This is a genomic window from Lysinibacillus sp. FSL R5-0849, from assembly GCF_038595075.1.
GTDB lineage: Bacteria > Bacillota > Bacilli > Bacillales_A > Planococcaceae > Lysinibacillus > Lysinibacillus fusiformis.
This window is the reverse complement of sequence record NZ_CP152004.1, coordinates 253,697-268,568: the sequence shown is the minus strand read 5'-3', so window position 1 is coordinate 268,568 and position 14,872 is coordinate 253,697. Positions and strand designations below refer to the sequence as shown.

The window sequence follows — 14,872 nt, the reverse complement described above, 5'->3', positions numbered from 1 at the left end:
GTTATCCTTCAAACTTATAGCCAATTCCCCACAGCGTCTTAATATACTGGGGGGTGGATGGATCATCTTCAATTTTTTCGCGTAGCCTTCGAATATGTACATTAATAATATTTTCATCACCGTAATATGCATCTTTCCATATTAGCTGATAAATTTGCTCTTTGGTAAAAACTCGGTTACGGTTTGTTACAAATAGCTTTAAGATGGCAAATTCCTTTGATGTTAGCTTCACTTCTTGTCCACTTTTATTTATTGAAAAATTAACAATATCTATCTTTAAATCGCCTATGACTACTACATCTTGTTTGTGATCTGTTTGGCCAGCGTATTTTGTAGCTCTTCTAATAACGGCCTTTACGCGAGCAGAGAATTCCAGCATAGAAAATGGCTTAGCAATATAATCGTCTGCCCCTAATCCCAAGCCAAGCGCTTTATCTACATCACTATCCTTTGCGGACATAATGATGATAGGAAGTGCTGCCTGTTCTCGAATGACTTTTAAAACTTCTAATCCATTAAGCTTAGGAATCATAATATCTAGGATGACTAAATCAAAGGTTTGATTTAAACAATATTGCAATGCCTCTTCACCATTATTGGCAGTGGTGACTTCGAAGCCTTCCAATAATAAAAAATTCGCTACCATTTCGCGAATAGCCTCATCATCTTCCACTAGTAAAATATGTTTTTGCATTTTCATGCACCTCTCTCTACTAGAAAGTCAAAAATCACACTTCCATATCTATAGTATACTACCATATATATGATATTAATTTAGTAATAATTTTAAAGGTCTCTATATAAAAAAAGCTGTTCCATCAACCATTATACAGCGGTTTATAGAACAGCTCTTCTATTTAATTTTCCACTTTTAAATCACAATCTTTAAGAGGAAGCATTTTTGTTTTATGTTTAATTTTGTACCCTAGCCATAGCAATAGGAACAGTGGAATACCAATATAGGAAACAAGGATACCATACCAATCGATTGTACCTCCGATAAACGCTGTGTAATTCTGTCCAATTACAACAATCATACAAATAGTAAAGGCGAATAGTGGACCGAATGGGTATAGCTTTGCTTTATACGGTAATAGCTTTGGATCTAAGCCCTGTGCCTCGAAAGCACGACGGAAACGATAATGACTAAATGCAATACCTAGCCAAGCAATAAAACCTGACATCCCAGAGGCATTTAATAGCCAGATATAAACAACCCCATCACCAAAGAATGATGCTAAAAACGCTACACAGCCTACAGCTAATGTTGCGATCAATGCATAAATCGGAATACCTCGACGACTTAGCTTTGCAAAGAATTTAGGAGCATGACCATCCACTGCTAATTGCCATAGCATACGTGAAGATGCATACAGTCCAGAATTACCTGCTGATAGCATAGCCGTTAAAATAATGGCATTCATTAAGGAGGCAGCAAAAGCAATACCTAAACGATCAAACACGAGAGTAAATGGAGATACAGCGATATCCTCCGATAATAAGCGTTCATCTGTGAATGGAATTAACATCCCTATAGCAGCAATAGCTAAAATATAAAATAAAATAATACGCCAAAACACCGATTTTACTGCCTTCGGTATATTTTTTCCAGGATCATCTGTTTCCCCTGCTGTTACCCCAAGTAGCTCTGTTCCTTGGAATGAAAATCCTGCTGCAAGGAAAATACCAAATGTAGCAAGGAAGCCACCATGGAATGGTCCATCACTAATAAAGAAATTTGTAAAACCTACAGGTGCCTGTCCACCTAAAATACCAAAAATCATTAATATGCTAATAATAATAAATACAATGACCGTAGCCACTTTAATCATCGCAAACCAATATTCACTTTCACCATAGCTCTTTACAGACAATAAATTAAATGTCAGTACAATTACAATAAATAATACTGTCCAAAGTGCTGATGAGCTATCTGGGAACCAATATTTCATAATTAATGACACTGCCGCAATTTCGGCTGCAATCGTAATTGCCCAGTTATACCAATAGTTCCAGCCTAGTGCAAAGCCTAGAGCGGGATCTACAAATTTTGTCGCATACGTACTAAAAGAACCCGAGGATGGCATATAGGCAGCCATTTCCCCTAAACTTGTCATTAAAAAATATACCATAATACCGATTAAGGCATAGGCAAGCAATGCGCCTCCCGGTCCTGCTTGTGCAATGGCACCACCACTGGCTAAAAATAGCCCTGTACCAATTGTACCGCCTAAAGAAATCATTGTGATATGACGGCTTTTTAATTCTTTTTTCAGCTTCGGTGCATTATGGCCGAGCTGATTTACTTTTATTTCACTCACGATATAGCTTCCTTCCTATTTATGAGGCAAAAAAATGCCATCACATGAACAATGTGATGGCTAAGTTAATCCTCAGTTTTTCCTAAACGATAGCTCAACACGTTGTACAAACGTGACAGTTCTGTTCCTTTCGGAGACAGCCCCAGCATGAGGTTTTCAAGTCCCCTCACACTTCGGCAATATTTCCTTTCAGCTAATCTCTTCAATGCTTGTCATTTCAATAAGCTTACTTATAAATATCGCGACCTCTACCTCATTACAAACATGAGGCATATAATTATTAAATTTATGATATTTACTATACTAACATAAGACCTAAGACATTTCAATATAACCATTAATGTTTTGTATTTTGTGAATTTTCCACTATTTTTAATAGTGTAATAAAGTGTTATAGTAGTTCAATTAGAATGGTAATAACGGGGGGAATAATTTTGACTTTACATGATCATTCCGCCAGCTACACGAATAGAAAAATTAGCTGGAAGGGAACAACCTTATTATTAGTTTTTGGAATAATATTTATAGCGTCTACATTACGAATGCCACTAACTGTTGTGGGTCCAATTGTATCCTTTATCCGTGACGATCTTGGTATTTCCAATGTTCTAGCCGGTTTTTTGACAACTATTCCATTGCTTGCTTTTGCCACTATATCACCATTCGCACCAGTTGTAGCACGAAAACTTGGGCTTGAGCTAACCTTATTTTTATCCACGATTTTATTGGCCTTAGGAATTGTACTACGCTCCCTCGGTACAACAGGGTTACTTGTATTTGGCACAGTGCTCATTGGCGTAGCCATATCATTTGGAAATGTGTTGATTCCAGGTTTATTAAAATTAAAATTTCCATACCATGTAGGGTTACTAATGGCATTTTTTACTATGTCGATGAACTTAACGGCTGGACTTGGAGCAGGTATTAGTTATCCAATAGCTAATTCTTCACTAGGTTGGCAGGGAGCATTGGCTGTGGCGCTTATATTAGTCGTATTAACGATTTTAATTTGGATACCTCAATTGAAATTGAATAAGCCAGAACCAGCTACTACGGCCAAAAAAACAGGTAAACCCCTTTGGAAATCACCTGTTACATGGGCAGTAACAGGTGCAATGGGCTTACAATCTTTATTATTTTATACGACAGCAGCTTGGATTCCTGAAATTTATATTGCGCAGGGATTGGCTCCTGATAAAGCTGGTTGGATGTTTTCCATTATGCAATTCTCACAAGTCCCCATGGCATTGGCTGTCCCCATTATTGCTGGTAAAATGACTTCACAAAGACCACTTGTCCTTATGTTTACATCGTTCTATTTAGTAGGATTTGTCGGCGTTGTAATGGAATGGACAACGTTGGGGATATTATGGATGATCCTTCTAGGTTTAGCAGGTGGAGCTTCATTCGCATTAGCAATGATGTTCTTTACACTTCGCACACGTACAGCATTTGAAGCCGCTGATCTATCAGGGTTTGCACAATCATTGGGCTATTTATTCGCTGCCATTGGGCCGATTCTTTTCGGATACCTCCATGATTTATTTGGTGGTTGGAATATTGCCGGCTGGCTCTTTGTTGTTGTTGCTATGACACTCTTCTTATGTTCCATGCGAGCCTCTAAAGATGAATATGTCCATTAAATTTAAGCAGTTGGGGAAGTGATCTGACCCCATCTGCTTTTTGTCTATATCCATTTCTTTTTTTGATGTTTTAGTAAGGCTAGCAGTTCCTCAAGTTCCTCTGTTGTGCTCTTGGTATGTGCCTTAATAGCAGTAAAAACAGGGATTGCCTCTTGAAGGAGTAAAAAACTAAAATAATAATAGCCTAAAAAAGCTTCTGGTTCATAGCCTCTAGGTGTATCTTCCTCCCATTCCAGCTCATCATCCTCTTCATTTTCCACCCATAAATATTTCGTATCCAAAAGCTCTTGCATCGTTGAAACGTTATGTGTTGAATCTTGATAATCCTCAGTTATTGCATGAGCCACAGCTAAATAAAGCTCTATTTCTGCTAAGGAGACTTCCTTCACATTTTTACTTGAAAGCTTTTTTAAAAGAATAAGCAAAACCCATGGCGTCACCTGCCAAAGTGTTCCTTGATGTTCGATTAGTTCAGTCAGCTCTTGATATTGTTCCTGTTCAATTAGGCGAGGAATGTCTGTTCCTCTGCCATAAGGTGTCGTCAATTGTTGCCAAGGGATATTCGAAATATTTTGGTTCAACATCTTGAATTGCCTCTCTCCTAAAAAGGTACTTAGGAGCTGTTCGTTTATGAACAACTCCTTTAAAGTTAATAACATGGTTTCTGATAAAAATAATTGGGCGTATGGTAGGTATTTACATAAGGCTTATGGAATATATGAGTGGTCGCAGGGGAAAGTGGTGGGATTAACCATGTCCAGTTACCCGTAACTTCTCGCCCTGCTGATTCCTCAGCTTCCTCAAATAATTTAAACTGCTGAGCAGCAGTATGATGATCTACAATGCTCACACCATTCTCTTTAAAAGAATGAAGGACAGCTATATTGAGCTCCACTAATGCTCGGTCACGCCAAAGAGAAGCTTGTTTGGTTGTATCCAGATTAAATATATCCGCAATAGCTGGGAGCATATTATAACGCTCATGATCGGCTAAATTGCGTGCCCCAATTTCAGTCCCCATATACCAGCCATTAAATGGAGCTGCTTGAAAATCAATGCCAGCCATTTGAAAACGCATACTCGAAATAATAGGAACAGCATACCATTTCAATTCTAATTTCTCTACAGCTTCCGATTCCGGATGACGTATTGGAACCTCTAAAATATACTCGGTAGGAATCGTAAATAGTTGGGGAGCATGTCCATCTACCTGTATGACAAGTGGTAATACATCAAACGGCGTACGCTCGCCTTTCCAGCCCATCGATTCACATACTTTTGTAAAAATGATGGAATGTGCATCTCCAATAATGCCTTCTTCTGTTTCGTAGCCTGCATAACGAATTAGCTGATGATTCCAAATCCGTACTCTGTCAGTTGCAAACACTGTTATAGTTGGACGAATTTTCCCATGATTAGTGGCATACTCAATATGCTCTAGTAACTTTTGAAAAATGCCCTGTTCATCTAAAACTTCTCGTGCATCTACTACATGCAATGATTGCCAAAACAACCGTCCAATACATTTATTGCTATTACGCCATGCAACTCGTGCGCCAAAAACTAGCTCCTCTGTTGTAGGCTTATATTCCCCTGCACTTTTAATCAGTTGTAATCTATTTTCTAACCAAAGTTTGGATTCATTTTGTTCCAGCTGGTATTGATTTAAAAAACATTGTATCTCCTGTATATTCATATCGATTCCTCCACTTATCCTCATATTAGAGGAACGAGGCAATAAGCACCATGAAAATAGCTAGTGAAAAAACATACATATTGCATATATGAAATAGTTTGTTCAAATTTACTATAAAGCATCGTTCCAAGTAGTAATTGAATTATAGTACTCCTTTAAACGAGCCTATAAAAAGAGAGGGATTATGAGCATTTGGTAGAAGGAAATGTTTAGACCTAACATTAAAAAGCTACAAAACCTTGTCAAAGGATTTATAGCTTTGATACCTGTTTATGCAAAGATAAAAAAAGCATGTAGCACACAACTGTGCTACATGCTTGATGACCCGTACGGGATTCGAACCCGTGTTACCGCCGTGAAAGGGCGGTGTCTTAACCACTTGACCAACGGGCCGTGGCTCCGAAGGCAGGACTCGAACCTGCGACAACCTGATTAACAGTCAGGTGCTACTACCAACTGAGCTACTTCGGAATAATGATGGGCCTAAATGGACTCGAACCATCGACCTCACGCTTATCAGGCGTGCGCTCTAACCAGCTGAGCTATAGGCCCATTTTGGAGCGGGTGATGAGAATCGAACTCACGACATCAGCTTGGAAGGCTGAGGTTTTACCATTAAACTACACCCGCAAATAATGGTGGGTCAGGACGGAATCGAACCGCCGACACTTAGAGCTTCAATCTAATGCTCTACCAACTGAGCTACTGACCCGAAATGGAGGAGGTAGAGGGATTCGAACCCCCGCGCGGTGTTACCCGCCTGTCGGTTTTCAAGACCGATCCCTTCAGCCAGACTTGGGTATACCTCCAAAAATATTAAAATGGTGGAGCCTAGCGGGATCGAACCGCTGACCTCCTGCGTGCAAGGCAGGCGCTCTCCCAGCTGAGCTAAGGCCCCATTTATAGATGATCGGAATGACAGGATTCGAACCTACGACCCCTTGGTCCCAAACCAAGTGCTCTACCAAGCTGAGCTACATTCCGAAAACATGAATAAATTGGCGCGCCCGACAGGAGTCGAACCCATAACCTTCTGATCCGTAGTCAGACGCTCTATCCAATTGAGCTACGGGCGCAAAATTAATAAAAAATGATGAGCCATGAAGGACTCGAACCTTCGACCCTCTGATTAAAAGTCAGATGCTCTACCAACTGAGCTAATGGCTCGTAAAATAAAAAATGGCTGGGGTACTAGGATTCGAACCTAGGCATGACGGAATCAAAATCCGTTGCCTTACCGCTTGGCTATACCCCAATTTTAAAATGGGGCGACTGATGGGAATCGAACCCACGAATGTCGGAACCACAATCCGATGCGTTAACCACTTCGCCACAACCGCCACTATATAATAACAGCCATATATGAACGAGTACCTCAATACCTGGCAGGGGCAGTAGGAATCGAACCCACACCAAAGGTTTTGGAGACCTCTATTCTACCGTTGAACTATGCCCCTAAAATGGTGGAGGGGGACGGATTCGAACCGCCGAACCCTAAGGAGCGGATTTACAGTCCGCCGCGTTTAGCCACTTCGCTACCCCTCCAAGGGAATAATGGTGCCGGCGATAGGAGTCGAACCCACGACCTACTGATTACAAGTCAGTTGCTCTACCAACTGAGCTACACCGGCAATAAAAAAATAACGGTCCCGACCGGGATCGAACCGGCGATCTCCTGCGTGACAGGCAGGCATGTTAACCGCTACACCACGGGACCAAAATGGTGGAGGATGACGGGCTCGAACCGCCGACCCCCTGCTTGTAAGGCAGGTGCTCTCCCAACTGAGCTAATCCTCCATAAAAAATAAGCGAAGCGACGTCCTACTCTCACAGGGGGAAGCCCCCAACTACCATCGGCGCTAAAGAGCTTAACTTCCGTGTTCGGTATGGGAACGGGTGTGACCTCTTTGCCATCATCACTTCACTTATTCAATTGAAAGCTTATTCTTTCAAAACTGGATAAACGGTTCATTGAAGGTTTCAAACTTTTTTGGTTAAGTCCTCGATCGATTAGTATTCGTCAGCTCCATGTGTCACCACACTTCCACCTCGAACCTATCTACCTCATCGTCTTTGAGGGATCTTACTTACTTGCGTAATGGGAAATCTCATCTTGAGGGGGGCTTCATGCTTAGATGCTTTCAGCACTTATCCCGTCCACACATAGCTACCCAGCGATGCCTTTGGCAAGACAACTGGTACACCAGCGGTGTGTCCATCCCGGTCCTCTCGTACTAAGGACAGCTCCTCTCAAATTTCCTACGCCCACGACGGATAGGGACCGAACTGTCTCACGACGTTCTGAACCCAGCTCGCGTACCGCTTTAATGGGCGAACAGCCCAACCCTTGGGACCGACTACAGCCCCAGGATGCGATGAGCCGACATCGAGGTGCCAAACCTCCCCGTCGATGTGGACTCTTGGGGGAGATAAGCCTGTTATCCCCGGGGTAGCTTTTATCCGTTGAGCGATGGCCCTTCCATGCGGAACCACCGGATCACTAAGCCCGTCTTTCGACCCTGCTCGACTTGTAGGTCTCGCAGTCAAGCTCCCTTGTGCCTTTACACTCTACGAATGATTTCCAACCATTCTGAGGGAACCTTTGGGCGCCTCCGTTACCTTTTAGGAGGCGACCGCCCCAGTCAAACTGTCCGCCTGACACTGTCTCCTGCCCCGCTAAGGGGCATGGGTTAGAATTTCAATACAACCAGGGTAGTATCCCACCGACGCCTCCTTCGAAGCTGGCGCTCCGAGATCTCTGGCTCCTACCTATCCTGTACAAGTTGTACCAAAATTCAATATCAGGCTACAGTAAAGCTCCACGGGGTCTTTCCGTCCTGTCGCGGGTAACCTGCATCTTCACAGGTACTATAATTTCACCGAGTCTCTCGTTGAGACAGTGCCCAGATCGTTACGCCTTTCGTGCGGGTCGGAACTTACCCGACAAGGAATTTCGCTACCTTAGGACCGTTATAGTTACGGCCGCCGTTTACTGGGGCTTCAATTCGCAGCTTCGCTTGCGCTAACCACTCCTCTTAACCTTCCAGCACCGGGCAGGCGTCAGCCCCTATACGTCACCTTACGGTTTTGCAGAGACCTGTGTTTTTGCTAAACAGTCGCCTGGGCCTATTCACTGCGGCTCTCATGCGCTTGCACGCTCAAGAGCACCCCTTCTCCCGAAGTTACGGGGTCATTTTGCCGAGTTCCTTAACGAGAGTTCTCTCGCACACCTTAGGATTCTCTCCTCGACTACCTGTGTCGGTTTGCGGTACGGGCACCTCTCACCTCGATAGAGGCTTTTCTTGGCAGTGTGAAATCAGGAACTTCGTCCATACGGACTCGCCATCACAGCTCAACGTTACAGTGTGCGGATTTGCCTACACACACGCCTTACTGCTTGGACGCGCATAACCAACAGCGCGCTTGCCCTATCCTACTGCGTCCCCCCATTTCTCAAACGGTGAGGAGGTGGTACAGGAATATCAACCTGTTGTCCATCGCCTACGCCTATCGGCCTCGGCTTAGGTCCCGACTAACCCTGAGCGGACGAGCCTTCCTCAGGAAACCTTAGTCATACGGTGGACGGGATTCTCACCCGTCTTTCGCTACTCATACCGGCATTCTCACTTCTAAGCGCTCCACCAGTCCTTCCGGTCTGACTTCAACGCACTTAGAACGCTCTCCTACCACTGACATCGTAGATGTCAATCCACAGCTTCGGTGAATCGTTTAGCCCCGATACATTTTCGGCGCAGCGTCACTCGACCAGTGAGCTATTACGCACTCTTTAAATGATGGCTGCTTCTAAGCCAACATCCTGGTTGTCTGTGCAACGCCACATCCTTTTCCACTTAACGATTACTTTGGGACCTTAGCTGGTGGTCTGGGCTGTTTCCCTTTTGACTACGGATCTTATCACTCGCAGTCTGACTCCCGTGTATAAATATCTGGCATTCGGAGTTTGTCTGAATTCGGTAAACCGGGATGGCCCCCTAGTCCAAACAGTGCTCTACCTCCAGTATTCTCATCACGAGGCTAGCCCTAAAGCTATTTCGGAGAGAACCAGCTATCTCCAAGTTCGATTGGAATTTCTCCGCTACCCACACCTCATCCCCGCACTTTTCAACGTGCGTGGGTTCGGGCCTCCAGTAAGTGTTACCTTACCTTCACCCTGGACATGGGTAGATCACCTGGTTTCGGGTCTACGACCACGTACTATTTCGCCCTATTCAGACTCGCTTTCGCTGCGGCTCCGCCTTCTAAAGCTTAACCTCGCACGTAATCGTAACTCGCCGGTTCATTCTACAAAAGGCACGCTATCACCCATTAACGGGCTCTAACTACTTGTAGGCACACGGTTTCAGGATCTCTTTCACTCCCCTTCCGGGGTGCTTTTCACCTTTCCCTCACGGTACTGGTTCACTATCGGTCACTAGGTAGTATTTAGCCTTGGGAGATGGTCCTCCCGGATTCCGACGGAATTTCACGTGTTCCGCCGTACTCAGGATCCACTCAGGAGGGAACGAACTTTCGACTACAGGGCTTTTACCTGCTCTGGCGGACCTTTCCAAGTCGCTTCATCTAACTCGCTCTTTTGTAACTCCGTATTGAGTGTCCTACAACCCCAAGAGGCAAGCCTCTTGGTTTGGGCTCTTCCCGTTTCGCTCGCCGCTACTCAGGGAATCGATTTTTCTTTCTCTTCCTCCAGGTACTTAGATGTTTCAGTTCCCTGGGTCTGCCTTCAAGACGCTATGTATTCACGTCAAGATACTACGCGATTAAACGTAGTGGGTTCCCCCATTCGGAAATCTCCGGATCAAAGCTCACTTACAGCTCCCCGAAGCATATCGGTGTTAGTGCCGTCCTTCTTCGGCTCCTAGTGCCAAGGCATTCGCCGTGCGCCCTTAATAACTTAACCTATCAGCTTCCAATACACATCGCATTTAACTGCTCGTGTCTTGAAACCTTTTAATGTTATTAAGCCTATAAAAAACTTAAAAAAATAAATGTGTTTGTTACTATTTCAATGTCGTTTTATCCAGTTTTCAAAGAACAAGTTTTGAAGTATTTCATTCAGAAGAATGAACCTTCAAAACTGAACGCAAAACGTAATCTTACAAACCCAAGGTTTGTATTCCGAAAATATCCTTAGAAAGGAGGTGATCCAGCCGCACCTTCCGATACGGCTACCTTGTTACGACTTCACCCCAATCATCTATCCCACCTTCGGCGGCTGGCTCCAAAAGGTTACCTCACCGACTTCGGGTGTTACAAACTCTCGTGGTGTGACGGGCGGTGTGTACAAGGCCCGGGAACGTATTCACCGCGGCATGCTGATCCGCGATTACTAGCGATTCCGGCTTCATGTAGGCGAGTTGCAGCCTACAATCCGAACTGAGAACGACTTTATCGGATTAGCTCCCTCTCGCGAGTTGGCAACCGTTTGTATCGTCCATTGTAGCACGTGTGTAGCCCAGGTCATAAGGGGCATGATGATTTGACGTCATCCCCACCTTCCTCCGGTTTGTCACCGGCAGTCACCTTAGAGTGCCCAACTAAATGATGGCAACTAAGATCAAGGGTTGCGCTCGTTGCGGGACTTAACCCAACATCTCACGACACGAGCTGACGACAACCATGCACCACCTGTCACCGTTGCCCCCGAAGGGGAAACTATATCTCTACAGTGGTCAACGGGATGTCAAGACCTGGTAAGGTTCTTCGCGTTGCTTCGAATTAAACCACATGCTCCACCGCTTGTGCGGGCCCCCGTCAATTCCTTTGAGTTTCAGTCTTGCGACCGTACTCCCCAGGCGGAGTGCTTAATGCGTTAGCTGCAGCACTAAGGGGCGGAAACCCCCTAACACTTAGCACTCATCGTTTACGGCGTGGACTACCAGGGTATCTAATCCTGTTTGCTCCCCACGCTTTCGCGCCTCAGTGTCAGTTACAGACCAGATAGTCGCCTTCGCCACTGGTGTTCCTCCAAATCTCTACGCATTTCACCGCTACACTTGGAATTCCACTATCCTCTTCTGCACTCAAGTCTCCCAGTTTCCAATGACCCTCCACGGTTGAGCCGTGGGCTTTCACATCAGACTTAAGAAACCACCTGCGCGCGCTTTACGCCCAATAATTCCGGACAACGCTTGCCACCTACGTATTACCGCGGCTGCTGGCACGTAGTTAGCCGTGGCTTTCTAATAAGGTACCGTCAAGGTACAGCCAGTTACTACTGTACTTGTTCTTCCCTTACAACAGAGTTTTACGAACCGAAATCCTTCTTCACTCACGCGGCGTTGCTCCATCAGGCTTTCGCCCATTGTGGAAGATTCCCTACTGCTGCCTCCCGTAGGAGTCTGGGCCGTGTCTCAGTCCCAGTGTGGCCGATCACCCTCTCAGGTCGGCTACGCATCGTCGCCTTGGTGAGCCGTTACCTCACCAACTAGCTAATGCGCCGCGGGCCCATCCTATAGCGACAGCCGAAACCGTCTTTCAGTGTTTCACCATGAGGTGAAACAGATTATTCGGTATTAGCCCCGGTTTCCCGGAGTTATCCCAAACTATAAGGTAGGTTGCCCACGTGTTACTCACCCGTCCGCCGCTAACGTCGAAGGAGCAAGCTCCTTCTCTGTTCGCTCGACTTGCATGTATTAGGCACGCCGCCAGCGTTCGTCCTGAGCCAGGATCAAACTCTCCATAAAAGAAATTTGATTAGCTCAAATTGTTTTGCTGGCATCAATTTTGATGTCCAAAATTTTGTTTTGTTCACTAGCTAAGCTAGTTACTTAAAACTTTATTGATTACGTTTTGCTTGTTCAGTTTTCAAGGTTCATGTTTTGCTTTGTTTTAGCGTGTCACCGTGGCGACTTGTATAATACTACACCCTTATTTTTAAAAGGTCAACACTTTTTCAAAAAAAGTTTAACTTTTTTTCTCGACATAGAATTACTTCCTATATTAATAATCAAAATAAACCTTTGACTACAAATAATATTTTCACCCTTAAGGTTTATGTTATACCACTAATTAAAATATAATTTTATCATATCTTACAAGAAAAAATTAATAGATTTTTTTTGATAGCAGGAAAAAAATCGATATTAAACCGATCTTTCAGTATGTAGATGCAGTTTTTTATATAAAGGTGAACTGGAATGAGGGGCACTACACTCCTAAATGGAGTCAACGACTTTACTTGATTTCAAAAAAGACTATAGATAAACTCAAAAGTTTGAGTTTATCTATAGTCTTAAACTGAATTTTATAATGGGAAAAAGAATGGGATAGTTATCATCATGACAATAAACATAACAATTTGTAACGGTATCCCTATTCTTACAAAGTCCATAAATTTATAGCCCCCAGCTGTCATTACCAGCGCATTAGTTGGGGATGCAATTGGTGTGGCAAACGCCATACTCGCGGCTACTGCTACTGCAATCATAAATGTTGTAGGATTAACCTCCATTGCTATTGCAGCACTCATAGCTATTGGTGCAAACAATACAGCCGTCGCCGTATTACTAATAAATTGTCCAAAGACAGCTGTCAAAATATAAACACCTATGAGGACACCATAGGGACCATAGTCACCAAGAACTTTAATAATCCCGTCAGATAATATAGCCATGCCTCCTGTTTTTTCTAACGCTGTCGCCATTGGTAGCATAGCGGCCACTAGCACTATACTTTCAAAATTCATATTGCTATACGCATCTTCCATGTTCCGTAAGCAACCAGTTAATATCATTAAAACGGCACCAATCATAACAGAAATAACAGCAGGGAAAATTTCAAATGCCATTAACATAATCATAAACAGCATAATAATCCCCGCAATACCAGCTTTTCCTGTTGCCGCTGCTACACTCGCGTGTTCTTTTGGCTGACCCACAACCACAACATCTTGGGTCTCTCTCGCTAATAAAAGAATTTCATCCCAAGCTCCTTGCACTAAAATAGCGTCTCCAAATTTCAACTTATGCGAAACCATGTCTTGGAGTTTATAACCACCCTTACGATTAATACCAATTATATTTAGATTGTATTTTTCTCTAAACCCTAACGAACTAACTGTTTCATTGATAAAGCTTGAATTTGGCGTAAGCAATACCTCTGCAATACCGAGGTGCTTCGAAACCAATTCATCAGCTTCCCCTTCTACTAATCCTTGCATCTCGAGGTGATAATCCTCAACAAAGTGACGAATATCCGCTTCTTCCCCTTGAACATACAGCTCGTCCTTTGCATGAATCACACTTGTGGGACCAGCCATTTCTTGATACGTCATAGGTAGTAAATTGATACCTTCTTGTGACTTGCGATGAATTTTCATCATACAGAGCGTGTACTTGGCTGGTAGCTTTAACTCTGCTAACGACGTTTCAATAATAGGTGATTCTTCTGGAACAGAAATTTTGAATAGTCGATTATTTAAATCATATTGCTTTATGATTTTCTTGGGTGAAAGCTTATAGCCCTCATTTGTTTGCGTACGATGTTGATCTTTCGGTAACAGAATATTGCGCACAAGTACTAGATAAGCAATTCCTGCAATCATACCCACTATACCAATTGGAGTTATCTCAAAAAATCCAAGTTTGCTATATCCTCTATCTACCAATAACTGACTGACAATTAAATTGGTTGGGGACGCAATCAACGTCATAAGACCCGATAGACTAGCTACGTATGAGAGTGGCAATAAAAATTTAGAAGGGCTGACCTTCATACTAATCGCTATACTTACAACTATTGGCATCATTAATGCGACAGTACCTGTATTGCTCATAAATGCACCGACAGATCCAACAATGATGAGTAGTAATACAAATAGTTTCAACTCACTATTGCCCGACCATTTAAGTAATAACTGTCCTGCCATTCCCGCAAGACCTGTGCGTAATATTCCTGCACCCACGACGAAAAGCCCTGCAATCATTAAAACTACAGAGTTTGAAAATCCAGCTAATGCCTCTGTGGGCGTTAGAATATCTGTAATAACAAATGCTAAAAGTGACACAATTGCTACAAGATCTGCTCGTATTTTATTGGTCACAAATGCGAAAATTGTTGCACCTAAAATAAGAAATGTTAATGTAAGCTGCACATTCATGAATTCCTTTCTAACATTAATCATTAAAATTTTTGACAGCAAAAAAGCCGTCACCATTGCTATTTCTATTATAGCTTACGAATGGCTAGAAATA

Annotated in this window: 6 protein-coding genes, 17 tRNA genes, 3 rRNA genes and 1 riboswitch; of the genes, 1 reads left to right on the top strand and 25 read right to left on the bottom strand. The window is 43.5% G+C overall.

Annotated features, from left to right (window positions below):
- Position 1: 1 nt before the first annotated feature.
- On the bottom strand, positions 2-694 hold the full coding sequence (locus tag MKY80_RS01300) for a response regulator transcription factor (RefSeq protein ID WP_089987061.1): 693 nt from the start codon (positions 692-694) through the stop codon (positions 2-4).
- Positions 695-857: 163 nt separating this feature from the next.
- Entirely contained in the window at positions 858-2,321 is a 1,464-nt protein-coding gene (locus tag MKY80_RS01295; RefSeq protein WP_008179624.1) for an amino acid permease, read from the bottom strand.
- A gap of 82 nt (positions 2,322-2,403) precedes the next feature.
- Positions 2,404-2,580: riboswitch (Lysine riboswitch) on the bottom strand.
- A 151-nt stretch (positions 2,581-2,731) separates the two neighbouring features.
- Between MKY80_RS01295 and MKY80_RS01290 the strand changes: the two genes are divergently transcribed.
- Complete coding sequence (locus MKY80_RS01290; protein ID WP_008179626.1) at positions 2,732-3,964, top strand: MFS transporter; 1,233 nt, start codon at positions 2,732-2,734, stop codon at positions 3,962-3,964.
- A 44-nt stretch (positions 3,965-4,008) separates the two neighbouring features.
- Here MKY80_RS01290 and MKY80_RS01285 read toward each other — a convergent pair whose 3' ends face one another.
- The 23 genes from MKY80_RS01285 to MKY80_RS01175 form a co-directional block, all read right to left on the bottom strand.
- Positions 4,009-4,548: a hypothetical protein gene (locus MKY80_RS01285; protein ID WP_342531590.1), complete on the bottom strand. Its 540-nt coding sequence runs from the start codon at positions 4,546-4,548 to the stop codon at positions 4,009-4,011.
- 65 nt (positions 4,549-4,613) lie between these two features.
- On the bottom strand, positions 4,614-5,660 hold the full coding sequence (locus MKY80_RS01280; RefSeq protein WP_342531588.1) for a nitric oxide synthase oxygenase: 1,047 nt from the start codon (positions 5,658-5,660) through the stop codon (positions 4,614-4,616).
- 321 nt (positions 5,661-5,981) lie between these two features.
- A tRNA-Glu gene (locus MKY80_RS01275) sits at positions 5,982-6,053 on the bottom strand.
- A 1-nt stretch (position 6,054) separates the two neighbouring features.
- A tRNA-Asn gene (locus tag MKY80_RS01270) sits at positions 6,055-6,131 on the bottom strand.
- A 7-nt stretch (positions 6,132-6,138) separates the two neighbouring features.
- A tRNA-Ile gene (locus tag MKY80_RS01265) sits at positions 6,139-6,212 on the bottom strand.
- Positions 6,213-6,216: 4 nt separating this feature from the next.
- Positions 6,217-6,290 (bottom strand) — tRNA-Gly (locus MKY80_RS01260).
- 6 nt (positions 6,291-6,296) lie between these two features.
- Positions 6,297-6,372: transfer RNA gene (locus tag MKY80_RS01255), tRNA-Phe, on the bottom strand.
- 4 nt (positions 6,373-6,376) lie between these two features.
- A tRNA-Ser gene (locus tag MKY80_RS01250) sits at positions 6,377-6,469 on the bottom strand.
- A gap of 13 nt (positions 6,470-6,482) precedes the next feature.
- Positions 6,483-6,558: transfer RNA gene (locus tag MKY80_RS01245), tRNA-Ala, on the bottom strand.
- A 12-nt stretch (positions 6,559-6,570) separates the two neighbouring features.
- Positions 6,571-6,644 (bottom strand) — tRNA-Pro (locus tag MKY80_RS01240).
- 15 nt (positions 6,645-6,659) lie between these two features.
- A tRNA-Arg gene (locus tag MKY80_RS01235) sits at positions 6,660-6,736 on the bottom strand.
- 18 nt (positions 6,737-6,754) lie between these two features.
- Positions 6,755-6,827 (bottom strand) — tRNA-Lys (locus tag MKY80_RS01230).
- Positions 6,828-6,840: 13 nt separating this feature from the next.
- A tRNA-Gln gene (locus MKY80_RS01225) sits at positions 6,841-6,915 on the bottom strand.
- A gap of 9 nt (positions 6,916-6,924) precedes the next feature.
- Positions 6,925-7,000, bottom strand: a tRNA-His gene (locus MKY80_RS01220).
- A 43-nt stretch (positions 7,001-7,043) separates the two neighbouring features.
- Positions 7,044-7,117 (bottom strand) — tRNA-Trp (locus MKY80_RS01215).
- A 4-nt stretch (positions 7,118-7,121) separates the two neighbouring features.
- Positions 7,122-7,205 (bottom strand) — tRNA-Tyr (locus tag MKY80_RS01210).
- Between the two features lie 10 nt (positions 7,206-7,215).
- A tRNA-Thr gene (locus MKY80_RS01205) sits at positions 7,216-7,291 on the bottom strand.
- A 13-nt stretch (positions 7,292-7,304) separates the two neighbouring features.
- Positions 7,305-7,377, bottom strand: a tRNA-Asp gene (locus tag MKY80_RS01200).
- A 4-nt stretch (positions 7,378-7,381) separates the two neighbouring features.
- Positions 7,382-7,457: transfer RNA gene (locus tag MKY80_RS01195), tRNA-Val, on the bottom strand.
- 11 nt (positions 7,458-7,468) lie between these two features.
- Positions 7,469-7,584, bottom strand: a 5S ribosomal RNA gene (rrf, locus tag MKY80_RS01190).
- A gap of 66 nt (positions 7,585-7,650) precedes the next feature.
- A 23S ribosomal RNA gene (locus tag MKY80_RS01185) occupies positions 7,651-10,578 on the bottom strand.
- A gap of 234 nt (positions 10,579-10,812) precedes the next feature.
- A 16S ribosomal RNA gene (locus MKY80_RS01180) occupies positions 10,813-12,364 on the bottom strand.
- Together the 16S, 23S and 5S rRNA genes with 17 tRNA genes alongside form the textbook arrangement of a ribosomal RNA operon.
- A gap of 560 nt (positions 12,365-12,924) precedes the next feature.
- A complete protein-coding gene (locus MKY80_RS01175; protein WP_089986939.1) occupies positions 12,925-14,778 on the bottom strand; it encodes an SLC13 family permease in 1,854 nt (617 codons plus the stop codon).
- Positions 14,779-14,872: the final 94 nt, after the last annotated feature.